Annotated in this window: 14 protein-coding genes, 1 pseudogene and 2 riboswitches; of the genes and pseudogenes, 10 read left to right on the top strand and 5 right to left on the bottom strand. The window is 41.1% G+C overall.

What is annotated here, in order from left to right; all coding sequences use genetic code 11:
- Positions 1-87 precede the first annotated feature (87 nt).
- Both BW976_RS23050 and BW976_RS23045 read right to left on the bottom strand, forming a co-directional pair.
- Entirely contained in the window at positions 88-1,410 is a 1,323-nt protein-coding gene (locus BW976_RS23050; protein ID WP_076376945.1) for a peroxiredoxin family protein, read from the bottom strand.
- Between the two features lie 26 nt (positions 1,411-1,436).
- On the bottom strand, positions 1,437-2,753 hold the full coding sequence (locus tag BW976_RS23045) for a peroxiredoxin family protein (RefSeq protein ID WP_076376997.1): 1,317 nt from the start codon (positions 2,751-2,753) through the stop codon (positions 1,437-1,439).
- A 228-nt stretch (positions 2,754-2,981) separates the two neighbouring features.
- Positions 2,982-3,084, bottom strand: a riboswitch (SAM riboswitch).
- Between the two features lie 726 nt (positions 3,085-3,810).
- Positions 3,811-3,925, bottom strand: a riboswitch (SAM riboswitch).
- 148 nt (positions 3,926-4,073) lie between these two features.
- Between BW976_RS23045 and BW976_RS23035 the strand changes: the two genes are divergently transcribed.
- From BW976_RS23035 to BW976_RS23010, 6 genes are all read left to right on the top strand, one after another.
- Positions 4,074-4,994: a family 2A encapsulin nanocompartment shell protein gene (locus BW976_RS23035; protein ID WP_076376941.1), complete on the top strand. Its 921-nt coding sequence runs from the start codon at positions 4,074-4,076 to the stop codon at positions 4,992-4,994.
- Positions 4,978-6,900, top strand: coding sequence for a family 2A encapsulin nanocompartment cargo protein cysteine desulfurase (locus BW976_RS23030; protein WP_076376939.1), 1,923 nt, complete (start codon positions 4,978-4,980; stop codon positions 6,898-6,900). Before BW976_RS23035 ends, BW976_RS23030 begins: the two co-directional genes overlap by 17 nt.
- A gap of 8 nt (positions 6,901-6,908) precedes the next feature.
- On the top strand, positions 6,909-7,727 hold the full coding sequence (locus BW976_RS23025) for a serine O-acetyltransferase (RefSeq protein WP_076376937.1): 819 nt from the start codon (positions 6,909-6,911) through the stop codon (positions 7,725-7,727).
- An 8-nt stretch (positions 7,728-7,735) separates the two neighbouring features.
- Positions 7,736-9,022: a cation:proton antiporter gene (locus BW976_RS23020; protein ID WP_076376935.1), complete on the top strand. Its 1,287-nt coding sequence runs from the start codon at positions 7,736-7,738 to the stop codon at positions 9,020-9,022.
- A 479-nt stretch (positions 9,023-9,501) separates the two neighbouring features.
- Entirely contained in the window at positions 9,502-11,523 is a 2,022-nt protein-coding gene (locus tag BW976_RS23015) for a DUF1800 domain-containing protein (protein ID WP_076376932.1), read from the top strand.
- Between the two features lie 617 nt (positions 11,524-12,140).
- Positions 12,141-13,946: a phospholipase D-like domain-containing protein gene (locus BW976_RS23010; RefSeq protein ID WP_076376930.1), complete on the top strand. Its 1,806-nt coding sequence runs from the start codon at positions 12,141-12,143 to the stop codon at positions 13,944-13,946.
- A 321-nt stretch (positions 13,947-14,267) separates the two neighbouring features.
- Here BW976_RS23010 and BW976_RS29840 read toward each other — a convergent pair whose 3' ends face one another.
- Together BW976_RS29840 and BW976_RS23000 are read right to left on the bottom strand one after the other, a co-directional pair.
- The gene (locus BW976_RS29840; protein ID WP_245834774.1) at positions 14,268-14,402 is read right to left on the bottom strand and encodes a hypothetical protein; all 135 of its coding nucleotides are present in this window, start codon (positions 14,400-14,402) and stop codon (positions 14,268-14,270) included.
- A pseudogene (locus BW976_RS23000) lies at positions 14,375-14,875 on the bottom strand (efflux RND transporter permease subunit); the annotation flags it as partial. The pseudogene BW976_RS23000 and the gene BW976_RS29840, both read right to left, overlap by 28 nt.
- Positions 14,876-15,573: 698 nt before the next feature.
- Between BW976_RS23000 and BW976_RS22990 the strand changes: the two are divergent.
- From BW976_RS22990 to BW976_RS22975, 4 genes are all read left to right on the top strand, one after another.
- Positions 15,574-16,437 carry a sulfite exporter TauE/SafE family protein gene (locus BW976_RS22990; protein ID WP_217696294.1) on the top strand — a complete coding sequence of 288 codons (864 nt, stop codon included), beginning with the start codon at positions 15,574-15,576 and terminating at the stop codon, positions 16,435-16,437.
- Between the two features lie 136 nt (positions 16,438-16,573).
- Entirely contained in the window at positions 16,574-17,908 is a 1,335-nt protein-coding gene (locus tag BW976_RS22985; protein WP_076376924.1) for an asparagine synthase-related protein, read from the top strand.
- On the top strand, positions 17,898-18,827 hold the full coding sequence (locus BW976_RS22980) for an archaeosine biosynthesis radical SAM protein RaSEA (RefSeq protein ID WP_076376922.1): 930 nt from the start codon (positions 17,898-17,900) through the stop codon (positions 18,825-18,827). The genes BW976_RS22985 and BW976_RS22980 overlap by 11 nt, the downstream gene beginning before the upstream one ends.
- Positions 18,820-20,331, top strand: a complete 1,512-nt coding sequence (locus tag BW976_RS22975) for an NAD(P)/FAD-dependent oxidoreductase (protein ID WP_076376920.1) — start codon at positions 18,820-18,822, stop codon at positions 20,329-20,331. Before BW976_RS22980 ends, BW976_RS22975 begins: the two co-directional genes overlap by 8 nt.
- Positions 20,332-20,564: 233 nt before the next feature.
- Here the strand turns inward: BW976_RS22975 and BW976_RS22970 are convergent, their stop codons facing one another.
- Positions 20,565-24,104 (bottom strand): CRTAC1 family protein, encoded by a 3,540-nt coding sequence (locus BW976_RS22970; protein WP_076376918.1) that lies wholly within the window; start codon positions 24,102-24,104, stop codon positions 20,565-20,567.
- Between the last annotated feature and the right edge of the window lie 178 nt (positions 24,105-24,282).

The following is a 24,282-nucleotide window of genomic DNA, read 5'->3' as shown; positions in this document are numbered from 1 at the left end:
GTGGATAGTTTTTTTGTATTTGTTTTCAATATGTTAAATGTTACCCGGTAAAGCATTAAACTTTACCGGGAGTGAGTGTATTAATGATTATTTACCTTTAAGGGCATTACTTTCTGAATCTGTTGCTGAGGCGTTGGCCGGAGCCGGTTCCGCAATCAGTTCATCTAAAAGCTTATTGAATTTCTGCTCGTAATCTGCATAATACTTACCAGTTACTGTGCCGGTGTACCCTGTGTATATTTCTCTTACATCGCCTTTACGGTCGATAATGATCGTGGTTGGGAAAGCGACAAACTTATTGAGGGCAGGTAATTTTTGTGATACCAGCTTTTTATCGGCCAGGCCGCCAAACAGGATATCATACTGAATATTGTACTTCTCCTTCAGCTTTCCTAAGGTGTATTGTGCATATTTCAGGCTGTCTTTTTGCTCAAAACCTATGGCTATAGCTTCCACACCACGATTGTGGTTTTTGTTAAACCAAGGCGATAGAAATACGGTTTGATCAGTACAATTAGGGCACCAGGTACCAACAATTTCAATGATGGTTACCTTTCCTTTGTATTTGGCATCACTTAGTGATACTGGTTTTCCTGTTAGATCTGGAAAGGTAAAATCGAGCTTTTTGTAGCCATCTTTCAAATAGGTAAGCTTATAGGGATCGGGCAATTCGGCTTTATCATCTTTCACGGCATCAAACTTGGTATTATCATAAATACCCTGCCCTATTTCACCGCTTAAGGTACCATCAGGATTGATCTTTCCTTTATAGATCTTAGGACTTGGCCCGGTAAAACCCGACAGCTCAAACTCATCGCCCTGAACAGTACCTTCCAATTCCCGGCTGTCGCCGGTTACCTGCAGAATAACACCCGTAAGTTTGTTACCTGTTTGCTTTAGTATAGCGATCTTATTGGGGACCTGCTCTTTTGAATAAACTTTAAGCTCCCATTTACCAGTTAAATTTGCCGCAGGCGCAACATCCTTACCGGGTTCAACAAAGCGATAGCTTTTGCCATATTCCGCAGTAAAGGGCAATGAGTTGCCCCTGAAACCTGGTACCAGGCTACGGTATTCGCCACTCAGGGTTCCGTCATCTTCTATTTTGGCAACCAGGGCCGCATCATAGGTATTCATTTTTATAAATACCGAATCTTTGCCGATACGCTGCACATGAAAATTATCACGACGGGTTCCATTAAGCAAGGTAAATACGGCATGTTCGGCATCTTTACCTTTAAACTCAAAGTTGAATGGTACTTTTGACTCGGCCACGGTAAATACGCCACGCCATACGCCTTCTTTTATAAATTTTGCAGACGGAAGGGTATCCGCAGCTATGGCAGCTCCGCTACACAACAGGCCTATTGTCAGGCATTTGAATGAGGTAATCAGATTGAGTGTTTTCATTTGATAAATTATAGATCGGTTAATAATTAATTTCCTGGGTGTAAAGCTGTGTATTTAACCGCGGCACTTTCAGGTGCAGGCTCAGCTATCAATTTATCCAGCAACTGGTTAAATTTCTTTTCATAATCCTTGTGATATTTGCCCGTTACCGTACCTGTGTAGCCGGTATATATTTCCCTCACATCACCATTTCTGTCGATAATAATTGTTGTAGGGAATGCAATGAATTTATTGAGCGCAGGAAGTTTTTGAGCTACCAGTTTTTTATCGGCAAGGCCGCCAAAAGCTATATCATAGTTGATGGCGTATTTTTCTTTGAGCTTGCCTAAAGTATATTTGGCATAGTCAAGACTGTCTTTTTGCTCAAAACCAATGGCTATAGCTTCTACACCACGGTTACGGTTTTTATTGAACCATGGCGATAGGAATACAGTTTGATCAGTACAGTTAGGGCACCAGGTACCTATAATTTCTACAATCACCACTTTTCCTTTGTACTTATTGTCGCTCAACGAAACCGCTTTACCATCAATACCCGGGAAAGAAAAATCAAGTTTTTTATAACCCTCTTTTAAAAATGTAAGTTTGTAAGGATCAGGCAATTCAACTGTTTCGTTTTTGGCGGCGTCAAATTTCAGGTTTTTGTAGATACCAAAACCCTCCTCGCCGCTGATTGAACCATCGGCATTGATTTTTCCTTTGATGATAAACGGACTTGGGCCGGTAAAGCCACTCAAGGCAAACTCATCGCCTTGAACGGTACCTTCCAGTTCGCGGGTGTCGCCCACCACGGTCATAACAACCCCGGTAAGTTTATTCCCTTTTTGTTTTAAAATGGCGATAGATGCAGGGACGGCTTCTTTACTATAGGTCTTGATTTCCCACTTACCGGAAAGATCTGCTTTGGGGGCAACGTCTTTACCGGGTTCAACAAAGCGATAGCTTTTACCATATTCGGCGATAAACGGCAGTGAGTTACCTCTAAATCCTGGTACCAGGCTCCGGTATTCACCACTTATTTTACCATCGTCCTCAATCTTAGCTACCAAAGCCGCATCATAGGTGTTCATTTTAATGTAAACAGAATCTTTACCTATTGCTTTTACGTGGAAGTTATCACGGCGCGAACCATTGATCAGTGTAAATACAGCGTGTTCAGCATCTTTGCCTTTTAGTTCAAAATTGAATGGCACTTGCGATTCACTTACGGTAAACACGCCTCGCCATACACCTTCCTTAATAAATTTTGAGGAAGGGTTTTTATCAGCAGCTAACGTTGCGCCGCTGATCAGCAAACCTAACGACAGGTATTTTGCTTTAGTTAAATAATTGTGAATGTTCATATTTTTATAAAATTTAGTTATTGGAAGTTTTAATTTGATAATGGCCTGTTTTGAAATTTGGGCATAAGAATTCCATAGGCCTATTACAAAGGCCGAAAAAGAATACATGCAAAAAATTTAGCTGTTAATACTTAAAACCAAAAGGCAAACTGAATGATGCAACATCGTAAGGTTGATGCGGGCCGCACATAAGATTGTAGATAATTTAATGTTTTCATGACAATAGTTAATTTATATTTCTAAAAAATTTAGAAAAAAGTTTAGCACTTATTTCAAGCTGAAAAGTTGCTGAAGATCATCGAGACTTCCTCTCCCTTCGTCTTTATAAATCAACTAATTAATGGTGGGGTTAATTAGAATGCTGTAAAGATAATAAGAATTTTTATAATTACAAGTAAATCTATAGATTTTATAGTATATTTTAATTTAGCTCATATTTTATATATAATCAACATCCTAGACTGTACAGCACACGCCTGTTTTACCACCATAGCAAAGCAACGCACTTAGTACAGCCAGGATGTTGATCTTATTTCAGGATCAATTTCCGGGATGAACTGCGCGAATTAACAATATGGGCAACAACAGAAAAGGATGCCACCATTCTGTATGCGGGGTTTAGTGATAGAATTCGATTTTAGATTCATGGTATTTGTTGTATAAGCTGGATCCAATGCAAGCGATTTAGATGACCTTTAGCTTTGCTATCCATTTAACAGTTCAAGTGGTGGCGATTGATCTGTTAAACTATATTAATTTAAGTATTATGCTGTTTTATTTTACCGGGATACTAAACTCAATATCCTCGGGCGGCAAACATTGCTTATTGCTGCAAGTACAAGTTTTTTCATTGGGTATAGTATACTGATGATGTTGTTTTATTTTATTGCGGAGCATAAATAGTTAACAGCAACAACACATTCCTGCATGATCAGTACTGATTAAGGTTTGATAGGTTTTCATATATAGCCAGGTTTTAATCTTTCAGTTATTAGTTTGTATTCTATAAAAACTTATCGGGAAAAGAGCTGTGGAGATATTTATATAAACCTGTAGCTTCTTATCTTTCTCCTTTTATAGGAGCAGGAATTAGCACCTTTTACATTATATGAAATTTGTACAGGTTGCCAAGACTTCATGGGGCCTTTCCCTCCGTCTTATCTCGATAAGCATTAAAGAACTGATGTGGCAAATATATAATTAAATCTATAAATCCTATAGATTTAATATATTTTATTTCTTATCATTGCAAAGCAGGTAGCCATTGATTGAACAGCTCCTCATAAATCATTCTTTAAGACAACTATTTACTATCAAAAAATGCCCGATCAAAAACCAAAACAAACAGCCCTTGGCGATGTAGCAGCCAGACAGTTAGCCGTAGCAACACGTACTGTTCCGCAATTATCAACCATTACACCACGATGGTTAACCCATTTATTAAACTGGATCCCGGTTGAATCTGGTGTTTACCGGTTAAATAAAGTTGTCGATGCCAACAATGTAGAAGTTGATTGCTCATCGCGCGATGAACGCGAACTACCGTCAACTTTTGTTGATTATGAAGAAAATCCACGTGAGTATAACCTGAGTGCTGTTAATACTGTTTTGGATGTACATACCCGTGTTTCCGATCTGTACAGCAAACCCTATAATCAAATCAGCGAGCAACTGCGTCTTACTATTGAAATAGTTAAGGAAAGACAGGAGAGCGAACTGATCAACAATACCGAATATGGTTTACTGAGCAGTATCGCCCCATCTCAAAAAATCAAAACGAGGCTCGGCCCTCCTACTCCCGATGATCTGGATGAACTGATAACCAAAGTTTGGAAAGAACCCGGGTTTTTCTTGCTCCACCCGCTGGCCATTGCGGCTTTTGGTCGCGAATGTACCCGCCGGGGTGTACCTCCGCCAACAGTATCGCTTTTTGGCTCGCAATTTATTACATGGAGAGGCATCCCGCTTATCCCATCCGATAAACTACCAATTGTAAACAACAAATCAAAGATCATCCTTTTACGTACCGGCGAAAGCAGGCAGGGTGTGGTAGGGCTTTATCAGCCAGGCCTTCCCGGAGAGCAGTCGCCCGGTTTATCCGTACGTTTTATGGGCATCAACAACAAAGCTATTGCTTCTTACCTCGTTTCGCTTTATTGCTCTCTGGCGGTTTTGGTTGATGACGCTATTGCTGTTTTAGAAGATGTTGATTTAGGTAATTATCATGAGTACAAATATTAATCCAGACAACCTACCCAGTGCACCGGAACTGGAGAAGCTGGCCAATCAGCTTTTTAAAGCCGGGCCAACAGGTTTCTTTGGTCAGTCACCAACGTTTACTCCACAGGGTTCAGCACTGCCTGGCGAACTGCCGGGTATTGGCTCATTTGATGCGCCAATACCACACACTGCTCCTGATCAATCTATTCCGCCGAGTACGATTGGAGGTGGTGGGATTTCACCATCAGCCATAAACCAGGGGAATGCTGTGAATCTGAAAGATCCGCAAACCAGTTTTGCCGATCCTAATTTGAAAAGTGATCAACAAATTTTGCCCCATGTACCTGTGTACAGTACACCTGTTTTTGGTGGACAGTTACCTACGCAACAAAATTTTAGTTATGATTCATATTTGGAGAAAACAGACCTGATTCCCCATACTCCAACAAAGCAGCAATTCCCTATTGAACAGCTATCCGTAGTACCCGATAATCTGTTACAGCTTCCTTATCAACAGGATCAGCATTTTGAAACAGAACTACGAAAAGTGCTTGATGGAATAAACACTTCCGGTCCCGGTGTATCTATTCCTTTTTATGGGGCGCCGTCAACTCCAGAGATACCGTTTTATTTTTTAAATGGCAACCATGGTTTACCAAGTGTAAAACATAACCCCGATAAAGCATCGAAAGCAGGGATCAGCAGTATAATAGATCTCCCTTTTGACGTAAATATCATCAGGCGAGATTTTCCAATATTGCAGGAACGTGTTAACGGCAAACAATTGGTATGGCTTGATAACGCTGCCACCACACAAAAGCCCAAACAGGTAATTGACCGTATCAGTTATTTTTATGAGCACGAAAACTCCAACATTCATCGAGCCGCTCATGAACTTGCTGCAAGGGCTACCGATGCCTACGAAGGTGCACGCAGAAAAGTACAGGCTTTCCTGAACGCAGCTTCTATAAACGAGATCATTTTTGTACGCGGAGCCACTGAAGCCATAAACCTGGTAGCCAAAAGTTGGGGCGAACAAAACCTGCACTCTGGTGATGAAATTATAGTAAGTCACCTGGAGCATCATGCCAACATTGTTCCATGGCAGCAGCTGGCCACAAAGAAAGGTCTGAAAATAAAAGTTATCCCGGTTGATGACGATGGGCAGGTGTTACTTGATGAGTATGTGAAACTGCTTGGCCCTAAAACCAAACTGGTTTCATTTACACAGGTATCAAATGCTTTGGGTACTGTTACCCCGGCCGCGCAGATCATTCAACTGGCACACCTTGCCGGCGCTAAGGTGCTGGTTGACGGCGCTCAATCGGTATCGCATATGCCGGTCAATGTACAGGCACTCGATGCCGATTGGTTTGTTTTTTCGGGACATAAAGTTTTTGGGCCAACAGGTATTGGAGTGCTGTATGGTAAGGAGGATTTGCTTAACGAAACACAACCCTGGCAAGGCGGCGGCAACATGATAAAGGATGTGACCTTTGAACATACCCAATATCATGATGCCCCCGGCAGATTTGAAGCCGGGACCGGCAATATTGCCGACGCAGTTGGCCTTGGCGCGGCTATTGACTATGTTACCAAAATAGGTATGCCTGTTATAGCAAAGTATGAGCATTATCTGCTTGTATACGCTACCCAACTTTTAAAGGAGGTTAAGGGTTTGCGCTTGATAGGTACAGCACCCGACAAAGCAAGTGTAATATCATTTGTATTGGATGGCTATAAAACTGAAGATGTTGGCGCGGCATTAAATAATGAAGGCATAGCAGTACGTTCGGGCCATCATTGCGCACAACCTATATTGCGCAGGTTTGGTGTTGAGAGCTCGGTGAGACCATCATTGGCTTTTTATAATACCTGTGCCGAAATTGACTTACTGGTAAACACGCTTCACAGTCTTAAACGATAAACTGCCACATGAAAGACGATAAATTCGACAGTTTCATAGAGCTGCTTTATCAAACCCATAAAGCAGAGTGGGAAGCAACACCATCCATCCGCAATTGCGTTGGATGGTTGTTTGATTTGTTTGAATTCTTGTTCCCGAATAATCGTTCAAACAAATTATCCATCTATGGTGGTCATTTAAAAAAGAACCAGATCGACCTGGAAAACATCCTCCTTAGTTATCTCGACCCGCGTGATATCGATATAGAAAAAGCCGTAAATCTTTTTTATGATTCACTAGACGAGATTTACCAGGACCTGCGGAATGATGCATCTATGATCTATGAAAATGATCCGGCGGCTATCAGTGTACATGAAGTTATTGTTTCTTACCCTGGCTTTTACGCTATAGCTGTTTATCGTATAGCTCATAAATTAACACAGGCGTCCATCCCCATTTTACCAAGAATATTGAGCGAACACGCTCATGGTAAAACCGGGGTCGATATCCATCCAAAGGCCGTTATTGGTGTTCCGTTTTGTATTGATCATGGTACAGGCATTGTTATTGGTGCAACAAGCATCATAGGTAAAAATGTTACTATTTATCAGGGGGTAACGTTGGGGGCATCGCAGGTTAGCAAAATATTGTCAGATGTCAAACGTCATCCCACAGTTGAGGATAATGTGATCATTTATGCGCGCAGCACCATACTGGGCGGTAGAACTGTGATTGGACATCATAGCGTAATTGGTGGAAGTGTGTTTTTAACAAAAAGCGTTCAACCCTACTCGCATGTATTTAACACACATCAGCTTAGGATAGAAGTAAAAGAAAGTTTGCAATAATATTTATCATGGTTTCCAAACTTAGTTCGGCAGAGATCGTACATTTTTTACTCATACTTTTAATGATTCTTGTGCCGGCACGTTTACTTGGCGAACTTTGTCGCAGGTATAAATTACCAGCCATCATAGGCGAAATTTTTGCCGGGATCATTGTAGGACCTACCCTCCTGGGATTATTTTTTCCAGATCTGTTCAAAGGCATTTTCCTTTCAGCTCCTCACGCCTTTGAGGCATTTGACGGGATCGCGAATATCGGTATCATCCTACTCATGTTCATTGCCGGCTTTGAGGTAGATCTCAAACAGATCCGTCAAAATGGCAAACAAGCCATCAGCATAAGTCTTACTGGCATCCTGTTTCCATTTGCCATAGGATTTGCCTCGGTTTGGTTTCTTTATCAAAGTCATTTTGCCAATGGCTTTAATAATCAGCTGGTAACCTCGCTTTTTTTTGGCACGGCATTATCCATTACCGCACTCTCGGTCATAACTAAGATCCTGCTTGATCTGGATATCCTGAATACCCGTATAGGTAACATTGTACTTACCGCCGCTATGGTTGATGACTTTTTAGGCTGGATACTGTTTTCGGTGATCATTCAACTCATGAATGCCGGTAAACAGGAAGTCTCTTTCTGGAAAGTGAGCACAGTTATAGTTTACGCCATTTTTATGCTGACGGCAGGGCGCTGGTTGATGCATAAACTACTGGCATTTGCAGGCAAGAAAAATAGACCGGGCAGGGTGCTTACCGTAGCCGTTTGTTTATGCCTCGTTAGCGCCTGTATCACAGAAGGGCTTGGCGTACGCGGCGTTTTTGGTGCTTTTTTAGTTGGTGTGGGTATTAATGACTCCGAATACTTTACCGAAAAACACAAACATGTGCTGCATCAGTTTACCATCAATGTTCTTGCTCCGTTATTTTTTGCTTCGGTTGGGTTAAGGCTTAACTTTATTGCCAACTTTAATCTGGAAGTCGTAGTCATTATCATGATTATTGCATGTCTTGCAAAGCTTATTGGTGCAGGCATTGGCAGTGCGCTGAGCGGCATGACTAAAAATGAATCAATAGCGGTAGCTTTCGGAATGAATGCCAGAGGTTCGCAGGAAATTGTTTTGGGTTTATTGGCATTACAAGCAAAGATAATCAATGAACCGGTGTTTGAAGGTTTGGTAGTAATGACTGTGGTAACTATGATCATATCCGGCCCAATTATGAAATACTACTTTTTAAAGGAACAAAGTTTAAAAGCCCCTATTGGAGCTAATATCCCAGATTATCTCCCTTCCCGGTAATGGCCCTTTTCATAAAACAAATTCATTTTCAATACTAATTGAAAAAGGAACGTTTATTTGTATTGTTAATGTATCAATCCGGTTGTTATTAAATTAATAACCGGATAATCAAAAGAAACAAAAACACATCACATTAAAATTATTAAAAATGTAACTACCTGAAAAGGAATATGTGTATCAAAGCTGTTGTTAGTTCAAATTGTCATTATTGTTTAGGGTCAACTTTAATTTTAAATAATCCTCAAATTTTTCAGTAGCTTTCATCATGTATTAATCCAATAATTCATCTATCTATTTTTTTAGAAAACGGATGATAAAGTGATATCGAAGGGATTGCTGTAAATGGTTTAATGTTTGATTATCATTGGTAATGATATTTGTATAAAAGAGTGATAGATCGGAATTATTTTATTAATTCATGATTAAACCTATTTAATTCACTCATAGTCAAATAGAAAAAAAATCTAACCCGATCTGCCATGAAAAAGGTTTTAAAAATCTGCTATTTTGCTGCTCTGATGACTGGAGGGCTGTTCCTATTGACCTCGTTCCTGACCAGTTCAAGTCCTGTCACCCCCTATCAATTTCCCTATAAACATGCTGGGCTGACTGAGCGGCAAGCAGCAGAACATCTACTGGACAGGTTCACCTACGGGGCCACGCCTGCACAAATCGATCAAGTGATAAAAATGGGCCTGGAAAACTGGTTCAGCCAACAGTTAAACGCAGAACAACCTGATGATAGCTTAAATAAACGCTTAAACAGCTACGATGCTATCAACTTAAGCAATACTGAAGTTTGCAGGGAATATCCGCCAGGTTTTGTGATCCGGTCAATGGCCATCAAGGACAGCGTGATCAGCAAGGATTCCGTGGACAAAGCCGTTGATAAAAAAACGTTCAATGCAAAGTTGCAAGCCTACATGAATAAAAAAGGGTTTAAATCCGACCAAGATCTGTATAAACAGTTCATTGACCAGAATATTCTGCGGGCAGCCTATACCAACAATCAATTGCAGGAAGTATTAACCGATTTCTGGTTCAATCACTTTAACGTATCTTTTTTTAAAGGAGAATGTGCGCAATTCATTCCGGCCTACGAACGAGATATCATAAGACCCAATTCTTTAGGTAAATTTGACCAGATGCTGATGGCATCTGCCAAATCACCCGCCATGCTTTATTACCTGGATAATTTTACGAGCGTTGGCCCGGTTGTAGTTACGCCACCCAAAATACCGGTGAAAGCAGCCGTAGCCAATGGTGATATATCCATGATGATGAGCGCAGGTAACGCAGCGATAACCGCAAATAAAGTCAAAACCCTTACCCAGCCTGGCAAAAATGTGAACGGGCTGAATGAGAACTACGCCAGAGAGGTGATGGAGCTACATACCTTAGGTGTGGACGGCGGTTATACCCAGCAAGACGTGACCCAGGCTGCACGTGTGCTGACCGGTTGGACTATTTATCCTATCAGTGACCAAGCCTATGGCAGCAACATGAAAGGGTTGGTGGCTAAGATTGGCGAAAATAACCTGGCCAAGAAAGGCTACATTCACGAAGGTGACTTTTTGTTTACACCCAATCGTCATGACCAAGGCGAAAAGGTAGTACTGGGCCATATTTTTCCTTCCAGCACTGATCCTACCGCCGGTTACCAGGAAGGTGTTAGCCTGCTCGAAATGTTAGCTCATCACCCCTCCACCGCGAAATTCATTTGCAAAAAGCTCGCGGTACGTTTTGTTAGTGACAACCCGCCGCAAAGTTTGCTCAAAAAAATGGCTAAATCTTTCACCGCTCATGACGGAGATATCAAACAGGTGCTGATCACGATGGTTAACTCCCGTGAGTTCTGGGACAAGAAAGCATTGCTGACCAAAACCAAATCACCATTTGAATTGGCAATCAGTGCAGTTCGTGGTTTAAATGCAGATATTAAAGATCCTTACCAATTATTTAACTGGATCTCCAAGATGGGTGAAAAAATCTATTATTACCAGGCGCCGACAGGATTCCCTGACCGCGGGCAATACTGGATCAATACCGGCGCGCTGCTTAACCGGATGGATTTTAGCCTGGCGCTAACCTCAGGACAGATTTCGGGTGTAAAAGTGGATCTAAATAACTGCATAACTCATCAGCAACCAGCGGATGCAGAAAACACCATCATGAGCTTTAGTAAACTGTTGTTGCCCGAACAAAACGCAGATCAAATGGCTAAGGAACTTTCACCGTTCTTGAATGCTCCTGGCCTAGCTGCTAAAATGAATAATACTACTCAGCCAATAAAACAGGTACCTGTTCCAACAATGGAGAAACCTATGGCGGGTGCGCCGGGCGATATGATGCTCATGAGCGCAGTAATAGATAATAAACCTAAGCCGACAGCGCAGGAACCGGCCAGAACCATTTATGCGATAAACAATAATAGATCGAATACAATGCAGGCGCTGGCGGCAGGTATTATTATCGGCTCCCCTGAGTTTCAAAAACGCTGACCATAAAACAAAAGACCATTATACCAAAAAGAGCTTTTTTTAATAGCCATAGTCTGTATTTTCCAGCGTGGGGTGATGGGCGGGCTGATGGCGAATAATGACGGAGACGAAATCGTTTTACGAAAACTTCTAATAAAACATCTATGTGTCGCGTTTAACTTCACTTTTTGACCGATCCAATCTGAAATAACTTTATTTTGGCATACTTAGAGTCATTCGGATTGCTGTCTGCTGTGAAATAACCGCGTATGATTTCCAGACTGATCTCATTATTACCCTCTCTGAAATATTTGACAATCATTTTATATCACACGATCTGCGTTTATGAGAAAAGCAATTCTTTGCTATTATCCGGTAATAAGGCTCGAGATTCTGTTGAACTTGCCCACCGCATTCCGGTACAAGGTTCAGATAGCTAATCAAAACCATATTGTAATTTGTGTCTTCAAAGTAACTTTATATAAGCATTTAATAATTACGTATTAATACTTATTTATAGCTTTAAAATACAGTAGAAATACCCTTTTATTTACCTTTTATTCATAGTAGCTTCAAGTTATCTTAATTTATATGACATACATTAAGGAACTCTTTACCTCACTTAAATAAATCGTATCATGTTTGTAAAAAATTCAAACCAAAGTGGCTTTTCTGTCAAGGCTTGGCGAGGCGATGCTAAAACTTTACTGGCCTTTAATTTCACCGATGATACAAAAGCTACGAATTTGGCAGGTTTCTCAATACAAGTCCAACCCCATGGACAGCAAGCTTATTACCTTTTTAATAACCTGGTATTACCTCCCGGAGCAAATGCTACCGTGCCAACCGAAACCAATTCTAATTCTTCAGCAAACGCACCTATACAAAAATTCAGGTGGCTACATGTTCCCGGTTCCTTTCATCAGGGCGATACCGTTTTTTATGGTGTATATACCTATACTATTACTCCAAGATATTTTAATAATGGGCTATTAACAGCTATTGACCTCTCCTTAAGCGTATCAGTTGATGTGCAGGTAGCTCCATTTACAACCAGCCAGGTGCAATTGGGTTTTACCCGTGGTTTTACGCAATCACAGGCTTTTACCCATCATTTCGGCTTAAAAGCTTTGTTTCATCCTGCAGGAAAAGATTTAATTTTTGATACGGGAGGCATTGCAGGTACTAACGCGGCAGGACAAACTTATACGTTTTTACAAGAATATCAGTGGTCTGGTTTTACAGCGCGCGAAAGAGTTTTTGAGATCCTGAACGCGGTTGCGGCTGATGCCTCACTGAGCATGGATGTTTTTGCCTATGATTTGAATGAACCTGACCTGATAAAGATTTTACTTCAATTAGCGGCATCAGGAAGAATCCGGGTCATTTTGGATAATGCGAGTCTGCACCATGCTCCTGGCGTACCTGAAGATGCATTTGAACAGCAATTCAACAGCATAGCCAAGGCCCCTGCAGCCATATTGCGAGGCAAGTTTGGCCGTTTTGCCCATGACAAGGTTTTTATAGTTTATAAAAATGAGCAACCATTAAAAGTGCTCACTGGTTCTACCAATTTCTCGGTAACTGGCATGTATGTAAACTCAAACCATGTTGTAGTTTTTAATAATACTGATGTTGCGGATCTTTATTCCAAGGTATTTAATGAAGCCTGGAATGACCAGGTATCCGAAACATTTAACAAATCATCATTAGCTGAAGGCCCATTTCTGTTTAACCAGCTTGGATTGCCCAAAATGAGTATCAGTTTTTCACCACATCCGGCTGGCATTGCCCAATCAACACTGGATGCCATAGCAACACGGGTTACAGCGGCTACCAGCAGTGTGCTGTTTGCAGTGATGGATATTACTTCAGGTGGAGGCCCGGTCTTCCCTGCATTAAAAGCTATCCACGAAAATCAAAATATTTTTAGCTATGGAATTTCTGATGCCCCCGGTGGTATTTCTTTATACAAACCAGGTAATAAAACTGGCGTATTAGTTGGCGGCAAGCCCGGTACCACTATTTTACCACCTCCTTTTGATAAGGAACATTCCATTAGTATTGGCCACCAAATACATCATAAGTTTATAATCTGTGATTTTAATACCGACAACCCGGTGGTGTGGTGCGGCTCTTCAAATTTAGCCTTGGGCGGTGAGGAAGAGAATGGCGATAACCTGATACAGATCAATGACACAGACATTGCAACAGTTTTTGCCCTCGAAGCAATTGCATTGGTTGACCATTTTGATTTTCGCAATGCAAATATTGCTCCTAAAACCCCTAATGCTCCCACAGCTGTTAAAGGTGGCGATAATACACCTGATCCAAAAGCACAACTCGATATTGCACCATTAAATTTATATAACAATGACAGCTGGGCGATACGTTATTTTAACCCTAATGACCTGCATTGCATCGATCGGGTATTGTTTGGATAAATTATAAAAGGATATAAATAGCAGAATAAGTGATGTGATATGACCATATACGGTTTGATTTTTCGCTAAAGTTTCCAATACAGCGCGAATGCTTGTTATAATTTACTAATCTCCAGATACTGCTACGCCTAATATGAAAATCATCAAATCCCTAGTATAAGGCTCCGGTTACCCCATACTGCGGTATGGGGTAACCTATCAAAAGGTGGGTGTATATTATACAGCAGTACTTGAATAAACGCTATTCTTGCTTTTTTCATCTATTTTCAATCAGCGCTTTTCTCTTATTATAGACGGACACAGAATATTGTTTTCAATGATTTATCGGGTCGTTTCATCTGTTTTCCGGTAAGCCCATCCGAAAATTAAAGGAAATACCCAAAGGCTAAACATCATAGCACAGAGAATCCCTCCAATGACAACTCTCGTTAACGGCCTGGAGCTTTCGGACCCAATACCGTGAGAAATAGCGGCTGGAAATAATTCCCACCATACTGAGCCATTTTTTGCTGATCGAGGATAATATCCAATTCAGGTAAGCCTATACTTTTCATAATACCTAGATCTTTTATGCCTTTTACATCTCTCAAAATCTTATAAACATCCTGTATTTTGCCTTCCGTGTAATTCAAAGAATCACCAGAAACAGCTTCTTCCACATTATCACTTATCAGCTGTGAAAAATTAAGATTAACACCTGTGAGTTTGGATAGTTTTACGTTCATCCGGTTAATCAGCTCATCTTTACTGATCTTCGGCCGCCAATCATCCTCCGGGTACATCAATACATCAAATTCGTTATTGTAAAACCCGGCGACATCAGTTCCATCATCGGGACGCCCGGTTTGAGATACAGCATACTGTACCTGAGGAAAAGTCATTAATATTTCGCGCACTTTTTTGGAGGTTTCCACTGATTTATCCAGGGAAACACTATAAGGTAATTACACCCTAAGCCATATAGCACCTTCATCCAATTGCGGCAAAAACTCGCTTCCTAAAAATTTAAAAGAATAGATATCGATGATCATAAACAGAAAAGCAACAGGTACAACAACTTTAAATTAATAATTGATTATAAATGAAACTGCAGAGTACCGTAAATAGCCTTACCCTCAGAAAGTATAATGCCTGGGCCGAGGAAACCAGTCGTTCGCCTGGTAAAATATTTTTCGTCAGTAAGATTATTGGCTGAAACCGAAAGTTTCCCGTTCTTTAAAGTATATCCGATAATAAAATCAACGGTATGATAGGCCGGAATAATCCCGATATTACCGTTAGTATTAACAGATGTTCAATAGAATTTTCACATTCGCATTTAGGATATTCCCAATAATGGGCACCTTCAAGAAATAAATTAGTGAATAGGATATTCAACCTTTAGCATTTCTTTTAAATTATAATTTTAGTAAAGCTTGATTTTGTTATTTTTAAAGGTTAAATCAGACTATATAATTATACCAAATGGATAAAAAAGCCTAATAATCATATGATAGCCAATAACCTAAAGCGCCTCCCATTAGTTTATCTCACACTTTTATTTTTAGTTATTAGTTGCTGGTTTTACTATATGTTTTACACGCACAGTTTTTATTTGTTTACAAAACATTACCCTTCATTAATAACGATGATCGGCGGGGCTTTTATCGCCGGTTCAAGCCCTGAGGGCAGCGCGGCGGTCGCCTATCCCGTATTTACCCTTTTTCTAAAAATAGCACCAGGAGTTACACGTAACTTCGCATTTGCCATTCAAAGTATCGGTATGACCTGCGCATCAGTACTCATCTTAAATAAAAGTATAAAAGTAGAATGGAACTACATTAAGTTTGTTACTCTTGGTGGGTTATTCGGAATGGTGTTTGGAACATTTTATGTGGTACCGCTTATTTCACCGCCGGTGGCCAAGCTTTTTTTCGTATCGTTATGGCTAAGCTTCGGTATTGTGTTGTGGAACGAGAACCGTAAAAACAAAAGGGATATGTTTGATGCTATACGTAATTTCGGCCGTTCAGATATAGTACGCTTGATTATACTTGGCCTTATCGGCGGAATGATCTCTTCTATTTTTGGAACCGGCATTAACATATTTTCATTTTGCTTTATGACCATTTACTATCGCATTAATGAAAAAGTAGCCATCCCATCGTCAGTTATCATCATGACAATAGAAACTATTTTTGGATTTTTTATTCATGCCGGTGTAGTAAAGGACTTCCAAAAACAAGCATTTGAAATGTGGCTGATATGTATCCCCTTTGTGGCTGTATTTGCGCCATTGGGTTCATATGTAATCAGTAAAGTATCCAGAAAGGCTGCTGCTAATTTTTTATCAATTATATTGGTTGTTCAATTTATTGGTGCAATGTATGTACTGAAGCCCGTTGGCTGGCATTTGGCCATGAGTTTAATTGTGCTGGCTTCTGGCCTGGTTATTTTTGCGCTGGTATCAAAAATACCCCGCCGTACAGAACTCAGCCAACAGCCGCTTTAGTGTTTAACATCGGAAAAATCGCAGCAAAGATTATCGCTATTTCATCAGAAAATATTAACATTGCATCATCCGGAACAATGGTTTGATCGGCTCAAACGCTTGGCTAAGTTCCAATGCCATTTATACTCTAAATTTTATGAACGTCTCTAATACAGCAACACCAACCGATTTTATAAGCTTGCTTGATGACAGCAATAACGTTATTTTTAACATGACATCGGATGAAGCTGCGGAAGCAGTAATTTCGGGCAATACAGCAAGAGTACGCAGAATAGAAGGACAATTCGCCATAGTAAAAAAAGTGGGACAGCAGGTTTTTCTGGCACGTTCTATTGGCAGGCCGATGCGCTATTTTCTCGCTAAACAGGTAAGTGGTCCGCTATTAATTGTTGCCGAACGAATAGATGAAATTTATAACTTCCTCAAAGGAATGGATCTCCATCATCAGTTTCACCCCTCTTATACCAGGATGGTACCGGCACATTATGTGGTACGATTAGAAGTAATAGGCTGCCCGGATCCCAATCCTGTTTATACACGTTTTTTTGAACCCAAAAGAAATAACCTGACCCATGATCTGGATGAGATTGGCAAAGCCTATATCGGGGCGTTGGCCAATGAATGTCAGAAATGGCTGATATCGATCCCTGAAAATGAACCGGTGGGCGTTTTATTTTCAGGCGGTATCGATAGCGGATCAGTTTTCCTGGTACTTTACTCATTGATGCTGAAATTGGGCATGTCACCGCAACGGTTAAAGGCATTTACCCTGTCAGTAAATAACGGTCCTGATGCCGAACAGGCGCACCAGTTTTTGGATCAATTAGGGCTTTCCCTTTTCCTGGAGGTTATTGATGTTCCTCAATCCGCTGTAAATTACAAAGAAGCCATTAATGTAATAGAAGATTATAAATCAAGAGACCTGGAATCGGCAACAATGGCACTGGCCTTGTGCAAACAATTGCGCAGCTTATACCCGGAATGGAAATACCTTGCCGATGGCGACGGCGGAGACGAAAACCTGAAGGATTACCCCATTGCAGAAAACACGGAGCTCACCATACGCAGTGTATTAAATAACATGATGCTTTACCAGGAAGGCTGGGGCGTTGATAAGATCAAACACTCACTAACCTATTCCGGAGGCCAAAGTCGTGGGCATGTGCGTTCCTATGCACCCTGCCGTTTACACGGATTCAAGGGGTTTAGCCCTTATGCGCTGCCCAATGTTATTGAGGTTGCCGAAGGCATCCCTTTTATTCAATTAACAGACTGGAACGAAGAGTCGCTTTATGCCTTAAAAGGAGAAATTACCAGCAGAGGTGTAAAAGCTATTACCGGTTTTGATATGCCTGTATTCGAAAAACGCCGTTTTCAACTCGGGGCAGCTACAGAAAGCACGTTTAAGCAAATATTTCCACAAGGTGAAGCGGAATACCGGGCTTATTTCCATTCACTTTATGCACGATAATCAGGAGATTGAAAAACTACGGCCGCGAAGAAACGCATTAAACTCCGATATTCCCTACCATTTTTTACATGAAGAGGAACCGGACGCGAACGGTGTATTACAAAAAGTAAATACGATTTTTCTGACCGGTAAGGAATGTAGTTTTAAATGCCTAATGTGTGATTTATGGAAGAACACATTAACCGGCCATACACCATCGGGAGCTATTTTAAAGCAAATAGATTATGCTTTAGAGCGCTTACCCAAGGCCGACGTGATTAAGTTATATAATAACGGCAATTTTTTTGATCCTAAAGCTATTCCCCTTGCTGATTACCCGGGAATAATTGAACGATTACAGCCCTATAAGAAGGTGATAGTAGAAAATCATCCTAAACTTTGTGGCACAAACTGTCTGGAGTTTAAAGACCAACTTAATGGGACACTAGAAATAGCCATGGGGCTTGAAACAATTCACCCAGAAGTATTACCGCAACTCAATAAACAACTCACCGCCGCAGATTTTAAACAAGCCGCCTCCTTTTTACGGATTAACCATATAGATGTACGCGTATTTATCCTGTTAAACCCTCCTTATCTTACTAACCCGCGGGAAAATATTGAATGGGCAATTCGTACCGTACAATTTGCGTTTGAAAGCGGAACACAATGCTGTTCTATTATCGCCACCCGTTCCGGCAATGGTATTATGGAAATGTTGCAACAACAGGGGCACTATACTGCCCCCACGCTGGATGCCTTAGAGGAGGTGTTTGAAACAGCTCTTTTATTAAAGCAGGGCCGGGTATTTGTTGATACCTGGAATATTGATTTTCTTTCCAGTTGCCCCCAATGCTTTCAGGCAAGAAAAGAACGTTTAGAAGCGATGAATCTTCATCAGCAAGTTTATCAGCGGATCAATTGTAATTGTAATGACTGAAAGGAATATTCATGATTTTGATATCCTGGTAGCGGGTGCCGGTTTCGGCGGATCGCTGATGGCGCTTGTTTTAAACAGCCAGGGTTTCAGGGTTTGCCTGGTTGAAAAGGGCCAACATCCACGATTCGCTATTGGTGAATCCTCTACCCCTATTGCCGATATGATTTTACGCCAGATATCCCAGCAATACAATCTACCCTGGCTTAAAGATTTTTCACGTTACGGTAGCTGGCAGCAATCGCACCCGGAAATTGTGTGTGGTATTAAAAGAGGTTTCAGCTATTTTAAACACTATCCTGGCAAAGAATTCACTTCAGATATTAACCATACTAATGAGCTTTTAGTTGCCGCCAGTACAGATAATATGCAATCTGATACCAACTGGCTGCGTGCTGATTTTGATGCTTTTTTAGTGACTAAGGTAAAAGAAGCAGGTATTGTTTATGCTGATCTTAGAGAGATCATTTCGGCAGAAAGAGATACCAGATGGAAGTTTCAAACCAATGGTGATAACTCATCGGATATTACCGCTTCTTTTTTTATTGACGCTACCGGCAGTGGTGCTTTACTTGATAGGCTGTTAGGTATTAAATCTTCATCTAATGATTTTTTGACCGATTCATTTGCTGTATTTTCACATTTCAACAACGTTCCGCGTTGGACGGATATGCTCCAGGAGGCAGGCATCCCCATCAGCGACTTCCCTTATGATCCTGATAACTCCGCGTTGCACCAAATTTTAGATGAAGGCTGGCTTTGGATGCTTCGCTTTAATGATGAACGTACCAGTATTGGCTTTGCGCTAAACAGGCAAAAGAACAACTTTGAGGGTGTACCGGCGAAACAAATATGGGATAATCTGTTGGAGAAATATCCATCCATTCATGACCTGCTGAATAATATATCCCTTTCATCACAACCGGGTACAATACTCAAGTCGGGCAGGCTGCAACGCAAATCAGAATGTTGCGTTGGCCCCGGGTGGGCTGCGCTTCCGCATACAGCCGGTTTTGTTGATCCGCTTTTTAGTTCGGGCATTGCTCACTCCCTGTCTGGTATCCAAAAAGTAGCCGGAGTAATTGAACAATACTGGGGTGATGATGATCAATTGCACCAAGCCTTGGCAAAATACCAAGATGGTGTTTTTGAAGAATTAAAACTTATAGACCAGCTTGTTGCCGGGTGCTACCAAACCATGGATCGTTTTGGACTTTTTAATGCCTGGTCAATGCTTTATTTTGCAGCTACTATTGCTTATGAACAACGCCTGCTGAAACAAATGCAACCGGGATATTTCCTTGGTGCTGATGACCTTGACATGAGAGAAATGATCAATCTATGTTACCAGGACCTGACCGGAATTATCAGAAAACAGCATGTAACAGCAAACGATATCAGCCAATTTACCGAGCTGATAAGGCAAAGGATAGCGCCGGTTAATATAGCAGGGTTGCTTAATCCGGCATTAAAAAACATGTATCACCACACAGCGGTAAACCTTTAACTTCAAAGTTTTCATGGTGCTTTTAGCGAGAAGCGAAGCACTAGTGCTATGTAACCTCACAAATTGATGTATGGTATTTAGTTGGGTTTACTCAATTAACAAAAAGTGGGTTTACATGGTTTACACTTTTCATGGTTAAAACACGAATAAGTAATTGATTATAAATCATTTATGAAATATTTCCCTCAAAAAGTGTAAACCATGTTTTGGGTATAAATATTTTTGGCTAGATATCAATTCTTAAATGACATGACACGAGCGTTGCGTACCGCATTTTTAAAATCAGTGGTGTTTACTTTACGGGTGTTATATTTTTGCTGATACTCCCGGTGCGCCTTATCATTTGGATAAGCCACATTGGTATACGGATACGATGGCATTTTATGGAAAGGCAATGGCGCAACGGTTTGCCCGCTGGCTGTGTTTAAATCCCCATCCTTTACCCAGCCTTCACTATAGATCAGAAAATCGCGTTTCCAGCCTTTGGGTAATGGAGGTAATCGTTGCACATCAAAATCAATGCTGATCTCATCTCCCCCATCTGCTATGATATATTGGTCGTCGCCTCGTTGTAAAAGCGGCAGCACATCGCCGTAACGGGTATAATTGCCGGTAAGGTCACGCCATTTCTGTCCTTTGGTGGCATGGTCATAATCAAACCATTCAGGGCCATAAGGACCGCCTTTGCGGTAAGATGAAGAATATCCCCTGTAACCCAGCGTAGCGCGGGTCATTACCAGATCACTCATTGTTACAGGCGATTTTACACTACCAGTAGTATAAAATATATGATCCCAATAGATCTGCATATTCGTCCTGATCCTGACGCGGCGATCATTAACGGTAAGAAACTTGCTGGAAAGATTGGCGATGACCATTTTATCCCGGCCCATCGGGAAGCCCAGGTTAGGGATAACCGTTTGCCATTCCCCTTTACTGTTGATCACCTGTAAAGACGGCGGATGAACCTTATATTGATCGGACTGGGTCATGGCGGTATTGATACTGGCATCGGTCGGGAATATCCAGCCGCGTAAAAACAAGCGCAGGCTATCGCTTTTGGCCTTGTCCCCTAAGTCAAGTATCAGGTCATGATCTTCGGCAAGCCCCTGGAATTTGGTTAAGGAAAAAGTTGAAGCATACTGGAAATCATAGGTACTGATTCTGGGCAGCAGGTTATTACCTTGTTCATCTTTGGCTGATACCGGTAAATATTTTTTTGCTGCCTGGTAAACCGTCTTGCCTGGAAAAGGAGGAGGAACAAACCGTTCATCTACATAAATATCCGCAGAATCGGGATGATCTACAGCAACCAGGCCTGCTTTATCAAAGTAAACGGCTTCCCACAATTCTTCTGTAATTTTGATGCTGTATTTACCCTCCTTAGGTCTAAGTTTTTCGCCAGGGATCAACAGGTATTCTTTTGAAGCATCCGAAAATGAATAGGTAGTATCCCTGCCATGAATAGCCAAGGGCATACCAAGCGCACTTCGCCAAAGCATATCCTTAATAAATTCATAGTTTTCACCATTCCACGTAAATAAAAATGGACACGAACCTTTGAGTTGCTCCTGCTCCAATATTTTTTCTTTACTGCTTGGATCAACTATAGTTCGGGGCGTGCCGTTAGGCCATACAATACGGACAGCATCCAGTGTCTTACGGTTACCTATCCCAAATTCAGTATTAGGGCCGGTAACCGTTTTGCGTTGATATAGGTCCCCTGCTTTTAGTTCAACCTGCGCACCTATTCCAAACTTGTTATTTTTACTGTTGCCATAAGATAAACCAGCCAATTGTACCTGCATATAATTATTCTGGTTGCCACTATCATTTCTAATTAACTGAACACCCGCAGGTCCTGCTAAAAAAATATCTTCGTCTCCGTCTGCATTAAAATCGAGAATTTTAATCTGCTCTGCCTGTAACACCGTTTTTGGCAAGAGGTACGAAACATCGCTGAATCCTTTGATATCATTATGAAATAGCCTGACACCACTTTTTGATGGATCAGTATTAATACCAGCAACCAGCAAGTCCAGGTGCCCATCATTGTCAAAATCGACAAATGCAACGTCCTTTACTGTTATTCCTTTTAGTGCATTAGTTAGTGTCTTGGATGCCGGATCAACTGCGAATCCATGACCTGTATTACTGAGTAGCGAGCACAAGCCATTAGCACCTCCGGGAACAACAATATCCAGCAAACCATCATTGTTATAGTCGCCAAAGGCAACCGCACTCCCTTTATATTTACTCAAGCCCAATGAGTCGCTGATGTCCTGAAATTTAGAATGCCGGTTATTTGTCAGTAATTGTAAGCTGCCATCTTCTCTTAATGCGGTAATATCTAGGTCTCCATCTGAATCCCAGTCACCAAAATCTGCTGCTAGTGTACCATGTGGATCACCTATAAGCCCCATAACATCTGCTGTTTCCGTAAAGGCCCCGTTACCGTTGTTTCGAAAAAATTTATTTCCACCTTTTTCGGCAACATATAAATCAAGATCACCATCCTGGTCAAAATCAGCAAATAAAAGCTTACGCACATGATCTATATTTTGTAATCCTATATTTTCTTTAATCTGGCTAAAAGTACCATCACCATTATTATGATATAAGATCATGCCCTTTGTTGTGGCAATAAAAAGGTCCTGAAAACCGTCATTATCATAATCTGCAAAAGTGGCATCCATATCCAGTCCCGGGTTATCCATAGCATCAATACCTGTACACAATTTAAACTCCCCGGTTTTGGTGATAAAAAGAGCGCGTTTGGATGTGGAAGAACCTATAGGCTGAAAACTGGAATAAACATAGAAATTACCTTCTGAATCGTAATCAGCCGTGGCTATTAAAGAATGTGCAGCGTTAACGGTTGCTTTATTGGACAAGCCTACAGCGGCCGAGGCATCGGTAAAAATAAAGGCGGCTAAGGCTCCACCTTGATTGGTAAGGGCTGTTGTAAACTGCGGGTAGCCTCCCAAAAGTTGGGGTATCTCGATCTCATCAGTTCCGGTGGCATAAGCTACGCTTGTTTTCATCAATTGATGAAACCGAATGATATTAGGCAAAGCCTCAAGGCTGTGATTTCCTTTTAATAAAGAAACTGCTTTTTGGTAGGCAGCATTTGCAGTGGTCGAAAAATCTGGCGTCATTTTCTTAATACTTTCCAAAAAATAACGTGCAGAATCTGCCTGGTTGCAGCCCGCATAAAGCTCCGCCAGCTTCAGCCGCAATACCATATTTGCAGGTGTAAAACTTAAGGCCTTTGTCAAACAGCTTTTTTCCCAGCTTTGAGGTGCCGATGTTGGGCCAACACCGGCCAGGTTATACCAGGCTTTGACATTTTTAGGATATTTAACAATAATGGCCTTGAGCTGGCTTTGAGCATTATCCCGGTCTCCTTTTTCAATGTAAACTTTTGCCAATAGTAATTCCAGTTCCGGGTCATCCGGTTTGATCTTTAATCCAGATTTCAACTCCTTTTCAGCTTCGTCGAATTTTTTTTGAAGCAGGTAGAGCCTTCCCAGGCTGCCATAATTTAAAATATCATCGGGAGCTACCTGTATCGCTTTTATAAATGAAGCCTCCGCTTCATCAAATTTATTTTCAGCCATATACTGCCGCGCAAGTTTCCCTGGGTCAGAATCGTTTCCTGCGTTTGCTTTTCCAGTTTTTCTGCCGCATGCTGTAAATAATAGTATAGAACCCAATAAACAGGTGAATAGCGTTATAAAAACATTTTTTTGCGATACTGATATTACAGGCATAATTAGGTTTTGCTGCGAAAGTAGAAAAATACAAAAGCGAAGTTAAGCAATATCAAACAGCATTTTTATGTGGTAAAGCTTAAAAACGATGTTTTTATAGCGGGACTCACCTATATTTAGTTTGTTATTTTTATGCATTATGATACCTTTATCTTTCCAATTAATGCGTGAGCTATTC

Source organism: Mucilaginibacter lappiensis (assembly GCF_900155965.1).
GTDB lineage: Bacteria > Bacteroidota > Bacteroidia > Sphingobacteriales > Sphingobacteriaceae > Mucilaginibacter > Mucilaginibacter lappiensis.
Note: the sequence above shows the minus strand (reverse complement) of the source record. Positions and strands in the feature narration are given on the sequence as shown.

Bases quoted from the DNA above. Each gene is read 5' to 3' on its own strand.
- BW976_RS23050 (WP_076376945.1), bottom strand. From the start codon at position 1,410: ATGAAAACACTCAATCTGATTACCTCATTCAAATGCCTGACAATAGGC.
- BW976_RS23045 (WP_076376997.1), bottom strand. From the start codon at position 2,753: ATGAACATTCACAATTATTTAACTAAAGCAAAATACCTGTCGTTAGGT.
- BW976_RS23035 (WP_076376941.1), top strand. From the start codon at position 4,074: ATGCCCGATCAAAAACCAAAACAAACAGCCCTTGGCGATGTAGCAGCC.
- BW976_RS23030 (WP_076376939.1), top strand. From the start codon at position 4,978: ATGAGTACAAATATTAATCCAGACAACCTACCCAGTGCACCGGAACTG.
- BW976_RS23025 (WP_076376937.1), top strand. From the start codon at position 6,909: ATGAAAGACGATAAATTCGACAGTTTCATAGAGCTGCTTTATCAAACC.
- BW976_RS23020 (WP_076376935.1), top strand. From the start codon at position 7,736: ATGGTTTCCAAACTTAGTTCGGCAGAGATCGTACATTTTTTACTCATA.
- BW976_RS23015 (WP_076376932.1), top strand. From the start codon at position 9,502: ATGAAAAAGGTTTTAAAAATCTGCTATTTTGCTGCTCTGATGACTGGA.
- BW976_RS23010 (WP_076376930.1), top strand. From the start codon at position 12,141: ATGTTTGTAAAAAATTCAAACCAAAGTGGCTTTTCTGTCAAGGCTTGG.
- BW976_RS22990 (WP_217696294.1), top strand. From the start codon at position 15,574: ATGATCGGCGGGGCTTTTATCGCCGGTTCAAGCCCTGAGGGCAGCGCG.
- BW976_RS22985 (WP_076376924.1), top strand. From the start codon at position 16,574: ATGAACGTCTCTAATACAGCAACACCAACCGATTTTATAAGCTTGCTT.
- BW976_RS22980 (WP_076376922.1), top strand. From the start codon at position 17,898: ATGCACGATAATCAGGAGATTGAAAAACTACGGCCGCGAAGAAACGCA.
- BW976_RS22975 (WP_076376920.1), top strand. From the start codon at position 18,820: ATGACTGAAAGGAATATTCATGATTTTGATATCCTGGTAGCGGGTGCC.
- BW976_RS22970 (WP_076376918.1), bottom strand. From the start codon at position 24,104: ATGCCTGTAATATCAGTATCGCAAAAAAATGTTTTTATAACGCTATTC.